The following is a 5,817-nucleotide window of genomic DNA, read 5'->3' as shown; positions in this document are numbered from 1 at the left end:
TATGCGGACATCTTCGTTGAAGTCTCTTGCGAGACGTTTTAAATCGTTGTCGATTTATCAACTACTGTGAATGTCCACACAGATTTGCTTGTCTTCTACTTGTTAAAGAACGTTGCCGCTGTGGGCTTTGGAGCCAACTTCTCGTCAGCTCAGGGAAGCGTATTCTACGCATTTCCCAATGTGCGTCAAGTCATTTTTCAATTTCTTTTCGCGACCACTCAGTGCGTTAGTCAGTGAGTGAATCTTCACTTCAAGTGACGTTGCCGCCTCATCTCGTGTCGATGGGGCGCATTATAGGGAGCGGACTAAATAGTGCAAGTGTTTTTATGAAAAAAAATGCCGTCAGACTAAGATTTAGTCAATGACGGCATTTTTCAGATCTTTTTGAATGAAATTTCTACAAAAACAGCTATTTCAACCATTCAAGGATCATTTTCTCTGCTTTAGGATCTGACCAATCTACATAACTACGGACAAAAGCGATCAATTGCCCCTGCTTATTAAGAATAAAGGTCGCAGGAATATAATCTAATGGGAAGATCTCGCTCAATGCCTGCTTTTGATCATAGAAGGAATTGAAGTCTGCCATCCCCAGCTGTGATAAGAAAGGCTTCACTAAGGATTGGCCTTCTGCGTCGATGGATATTGGCAGCACAACAAAATCTTGTTTATCCAATTTTTTAGCTAACGCATCTAACGCTGGCAGTTCTCTAACACAAGGAGGACACCAAGTCGCCCACATGTTTACCATGACGACTTTGCCTTGATATTGGCTAAAATCTACAGAGTGGCCTTCCTTATCTGTAAAACTAACGCGATCAAGAGCATAGGGTTCTGGTAATTGTTGGATTTTATCCACTGATGATTGCGGCTTAGCTGGCGTTGCGGCCGGCTGCATCCCAGGATATGCGGATGCAGCGACGCTACCGAAGCACAGAGTGATGATAAATGCTTGGATGAGCACTCTCATTTATCTTGCTTCCCTTTTAAGATGCGTTGCAACGCTTGCTGGTCATCCGCCGACAATGCAGTCGGTGCTTCAGGGCGAATACGTTGACGACGAATAAAACTGTAGGCGATAAATAGACCAACGAGTAAAAGCAACACTGGGCCTAACCATAAGGCATAAGTTTTTGCTTCCATACGTGGCTTATATAAAACAAATTCACCGTAACGAGTCGTCATAAATTCAATGATCTGATCGTCACTCTTCCCTTCATCAACCATTTTGTAGACTTCAAGGCGCAGGTCTCTGGCGACGGGAGAATTTGAATCAACTAAGTTTTGGTTCTGACATTGAGGACAACGCAGCTCATTAGCCAGTGTCAACGCGCGCTGTTGATTACTTGGATTATTAAATTCATAGGTATCAATAGGAGTGGCTTGGGCAACAAGGCTCACCAACATCAATAATCCAGTCAATAGCAGATGACCTAATTTCATGATGCGACTCTCCCTTGTTGTGCTTCAGCTTGTAACTGTTGAACCATCGGCTGTAAGGTTTCACGCCACACTTGTTGATCGACCGGGCCTGCATGGCGGTATCTGATGATGCCATTGTGGTCGATGATGAAGGTTTCTGGCGCGCCATAAACCCCCATGTCCAAGCCTAAACGTCCATCTTTATCAAAGATGTTAATTGCATAGGGATCACCTTCGCGATTCAACTCACGCAAGGCTAGGCCACGCTCGTCACGATAGTTGATCCCGTAAATTGGCACAATATTTTGCCGAGCAAGGTTCATCAAAAACGGATGTTCATACTTACAGCTAGGACACCAAGTTGCCCAAATATTCATAAGTGCCACTTGCCCTTTTAGATCATCATTAGTGATCAGGGCATTTGGATCTTCCAACTGCTGTAACTGGAAAGCCGGAACCGGCTTTCCTTCTAATGCAGAGTCTAATTTTTCTGGGCTAAGAAAGAGTCCTTTAAATAAGAACACTGACATCCCCAGAAAAATAAACAATGGAATGAAGAGAATGATTCGATTCTTTTTCATTTCGATCTACCTATTAAGCCGTTACAGCTGAGGCTGCATTGGATTCTTTCGCTGTTTGTTTAACACGATAGCGTTTATCTGAAGCAGCGAAGAAACCACCGATCATCATAAAGATACCGCCAAACCAGATCCAACGAACATAAGGTTTATAGTTGAGTCGAACCGCAAACTCAGTTGGACTGATGGGATCACCCATGGTCACGTACAGATCGCGGGTGAAGCCCCAATCAATGCCGGCCTCGGTCATATCCATTACACGAACATTGTATTGACGACGATCGGGTTTAAGCAGGCTGACGAACTCGCCATCTTGAGTGATCTCTACTTGCCCTTGTTTAGCGGTATAGTTAGGACCGACAACATTCTTAGTTTCAAGATAGTTAAAGGTATATCCCGCTAATTCATGGCTGGCACCAGGCCCCATACGAACACTCTTTTCGAGTGAGTAGTTTGACACCATGGTGGCACCAAAAATGGACATCGCAATACCGAGGTGAGCAAGTACCATTCCGAGTTGGCTACGGCCCATCCGGCTGAAGTCGACCCCACCTTGCTTACTTTTTATCATGTTGTAAGCGGCAACTAAGGTGGCCAGTACAACCCATACGGTAGTACCTACACCAAACACCACCCAAATATTGAACTCACCACCGGCGACAAACGGCGCCGCAATACCAGCAACCACAGCAATGATAGCGGGGACTGTAAGTAATCGCTTGGATTCACCGGCTTTGGCTTTTTTCCAGCGAATGTTAGGGCCAATACCCATAAACACAAACAGCACCAACACAATGGGAACAAATACCGCATTGAAATATGGAGGGCCAACTGAGATTTTGCCCATATTAAGCGCATCAATCAGCAGCGGATACAAGGTACCTAGCAGTACTGTGCCACATGCAACAGTCAGTAAGACATTGCACACTAACAGCATAGTTTCACGAGACCATAACTCAAAACGTGCAGGGCTATTCATTTCGCTGGCTCTGAACGCAAATAGGGTTAATGAGCCCCCGATAGCCAAACCTAGCAATAATAGAATAAACATACCGCGGCTTGGATCGGCTGCAAATGAATGCACCGAGGTCAATACACCGGAACGTACAATAAAGGTACCAAGCAAGCTCAATGAGAAAGCGAAGATAGACAGTAAGACGGTCCAGTTACGGAATGCACCACGCTTTTCAGTCACAATCACTGAATGCACCAGCGCAGTACCAATCAACCATGGCATAAAGGATGCGTTCTCTACCGGATCCCAGAACCACCAACCGCCCCAGCCAAGCTCATAGTAAGCCCACCAAGATCCTAACGCGATACCACCGGTTAAGAATACCCAGGCAGCTAAGGTCCATGGACGGCTCCAACGAGCCCACGCAGAATCTAAACGACCACTCATCAAGGCGGCAATCGCGAAGGCAAAGCTCACCGCAAAGCCAACATAGCCTAAATACAGCATCGGAGGATGGAAGATTAACCCGACATCTTGCAGCATTGGGTTAAGATCTCGACCTTCGGCTGGGATAGGGAATAACCGTTCAAATGGGCTTGAAGTCAACAGCATGAACAAAGTAAAGCCGATGATAATAAAGGCCAAAATACTGAGTACACGTGCAGTAAAGACTTCTTCTAAGCCACGACTAAAGGTAGCGACAGCTGCAGCCCAAGCCGTTAATGAAAATACCCAAAATAATAATGAGCCTTCATGTCCACCCCATACTGCAGCAATTTTAAAGAAAATTGGCAGTTGTGAATTGGAGTGATGCGCTACATAAGCAACAGAAAAATCATCTACTGCAAATGAATAACCTAAAGTAATCACGGATATAGTAATAAAGAAAAACATGCCATAAGTTAATGGCCAGGCATAGCGCACCAGATACTGGTCCTTGCGAGCAATACCGATTAAGGGCACACAAGATAATAAGATGGCGAAAGCTAAACCTATTATCAGTGAGAAGTGTCCAAGTTCAGGGATCATTGGGGTTCCTCGGTGTCACAGTGAATGTTGATACAACGTTACGTCGATCAACGCACAATACTATGAATTACACATTAGATTGTACGAATTTTTGTTCATTTTAGTGTTTGCTATTGTATCTGTCTGCTAGTTTGACCAAATAATGGGTCAGCGGTCGCATTCTAAGATATTGCATTGGCGTTAATTCATTAACAAAATTACGCGCACCGCAGTCTGACATCATATCTTGATGAAAGTTTCTGATATTTTCTCGTTGTGTTTCAATATGTGAACCAGTCCCCAAACTGGAACATCGAGTGCGAACCAGCTCTTATATTAATGTTCAATGAAGCATCTTTCCGTATAATCAGTTCAATATGTGTGGCAAGATTGCCGCAATTTTGTAACTAACGTGAAGTGAAATAATGACCACATTCTGGATTTTTATCGCTCTAGTCGTGTTAGTCAGCTTGTTGCTGATTTGGGTTCCGCATTTTCGTCAACAGAAGTTGCTACGCGCTGAAGCGGCTGGTATTCGTAATCAAACCAACATTGCATTGTTTAACGAGCGCCTCATGGTTCTTGAAAAAGAACTGCAAGATGAATTGCTCGATGAACAAGAGTTTGCCGCATTAAAACAAGAGCTTGAGATCAGCTTGCTGCAAGATATGAAGCAAGGAAGTGATGAGTCGCTCACGGCAACCATTCAACCAAAAAGCATTTTGATCCCCTCAATGCTATCGGTCGTTCTGGTCGGTATTGCCGCCTATGCCTATCAGCATTTAGGCGCATATCAAATGCTGAATCAGCCGATGAACGCCGCCAACCCACATGCAGGTATGACGCCTGAACAAATCATGTCACAACAAGTGATGATGATGGAACAACAGATCCAAGCTCAGCCAGATAACAGTCAAGCTTGGTTTAACTTAGGTCACGCTTATATCTCTGCCAATCGTTATGATGACGCTATCAAAGCATTCGATAAAGTCATTGATCTTGTCGGGTTACATGCAGAATTAATTGGACCCAAGGCCACGGCGTTATACTACAAAAACAACCAACAAATGACCCCTGACATCCAGGCGTTGATTGATAAAGCATTGTCGCTTGACCCTCAGGATCCTTCGACATTATTGCTGGTCGGCATGAATGCTTTCTTTAATGCTAACTACAACGCGGCCATTGATGCTTGGCAAACAATTTTGAACAGCGATAGAACAGACATCGATCGCAGCGCCGTCATCAATGCTATTGAAACAGCAAAAATGCGCTTAGGCGCAGAAAGCGGTGAAATGCCACAAGATGCCACTCATCAACAAGCCTCGAATGAATCAGCGATGGCTACGAGTGCGGCATCAAACGTCACCATCGCCATTAGCATAGCCCCTGAACTAGCCGACCAAGTTGGTCCAACGGATATGTTATTTGTTTTTGCCAGACCCGTTGATGGCGCCAAAGTACCTTTAGCGGCGACTAAAATTAGCGCTAAGGCATTGCCCGCGAATGTTATCTTAGATGATACCACTCACATGGGCGGCGACATGAAACTGAGTGATGCAACCGCAGTTGAAATCATTGCGGTATTATCAAAGCATGGCAGCGTTAGACCGCAACCAGGTGATCTACAGGGTAAACTGGCCAACGTAAGCGTGGGCGGTAATGGCACACTAGTGATTGATACCTTAGTTCAATAAGCATCATCACCCCATAAAAAAACCGGCAATCGCCTAATGCCGATCAGTTAAGACAGATCGCTTGACGATCTCACTGAAAGGATCAAAATCCGATGACCCCTTGTCATCGGATTTTTTTATGCAACTTTCAGAAGCTTTGGCGCGTACTCATATCAAT

At 44.7% G+C, this 5,817-nt stretch carries 5 protein-coding genes; 1 reads left to right on the top strand and 4 read right to left on the bottom strand.

Annotated elements, in window-relative coordinates:
* Window positions 1–409 precede the first annotated feature (409 nt).
* From KU855_RS18515 to KU855_RS18500, 4 genes are read right to left on the bottom strand one after another with little or no spacing between them, the layout of a single operon-like run.
* Window positions 410–970, bottom strand: coding sequence for a TlpA disulfide reductase family protein (locus tag KU855_RS18515; RefSeq protein ID WP_218532749.1), 561 nt, complete (start codon window positions 968–970; stop codon window positions 410–412).
* On the bottom strand, window positions 967–1,443 hold the full coding sequence (nrfF, locus tag KU855_RS18510) for a heme lyase NrfEFG subunit NrfF (RefSeq protein ID WP_218532747.1): 477 nt from the start codon (window positions 1,441–1,443) through the stop codon (window positions 967–969). The genes KU855_RS18515 and nrfF overlap by 4 nt, the downstream gene beginning before the upstream one ends.
* Complete coding sequence (locus tag KU855_RS18505) at window positions 1,440–2,003, bottom strand: DsbE family thiol:disulfide interchange protein (RefSeq protein WP_218532736.1); 564 nt, start codon at window positions 2,001–2,003, stop codon at window positions 1,440–1,442. The genes nrfF and KU855_RS18505 overlap by 4 nt, the downstream gene beginning before the upstream one ends.
* A gap of 13 nt (window positions 2,004–2,016) precedes the next feature.
* Window positions 2,017–3,984 (bottom strand): heme lyase CcmF/NrfE family subunit, encoded by a 1,968-nt coding sequence (locus KU855_RS18500; RefSeq protein WP_218532734.1) that lies wholly within the window; start codon window positions 3,982–3,984, stop codon window positions 2,017–2,019.
* Window positions 3,985–4,388: 404 nt separating this feature from the next.
* Between KU855_RS18500 and ccmI the strand changes: the two genes are divergently transcribed.
* Window positions 4,389–5,660 (top strand): c-type cytochrome biogenesis protein CcmI, encoded by a 1,272-nt coding sequence (gene ccmI, locus KU855_RS18495; RefSeq protein ID WP_218532731.1) that lies wholly within the window; start codon window positions 4,389–4,391, stop codon window positions 5,658–5,660.
* The last annotated feature ends 157 nt before the right edge of the window (window positions 5,661–5,817 follow it).

Source organism: Shewanella sp. NIFS-20-20 (assembly GCF_019209865.1).
Classification (GTDB): domain Bacteria; phylum Pseudomonadota; class Gammaproteobacteria; order Enterobacterales; family Shewanellaceae; genus Shewanella.
The sequence above is the reverse complement of the archived record's forward strand: the minus strand, read 5'-3'. Positions and strand labels throughout refer to the sequence as shown.

Bases quoted from the DNA above. Each gene is read 5' to 3' on its own strand.
- KU855_RS18515 (WP_218532749.1), bottom strand. From the start codon at position 970: ATGAGAGTGCTCATCCAAGCATTTATCATCACTCTGTGCTTCGGTAGC.
- nrfF (WP_218532747.1), bottom strand. From the start codon at position 1,443: ATGAAATTAGGTCATCTGCTATTGACTGGATTATTGATGTTGGTGAGC.
- KU855_RS18505 (WP_218532736.1), bottom strand. From the start codon at position 2,003: ATGAAAAAGAATCGAATCATTCTCTTCATTCCATTGTTTATTTTTCTG.
- KU855_RS18500 (WP_218532734.1), bottom strand. From the start codon at position 3,984: ATGATCCCTGAACTTGGACACTTCTCACTGATAATAGGTTTAGCTTTC.
- ccmI (WP_218532731.1), top strand. From the start codon at position 4,389: ATGACCACATTCTGGATTTTTATCGCTCTAGTCGTGTTAGTCAGCTTG.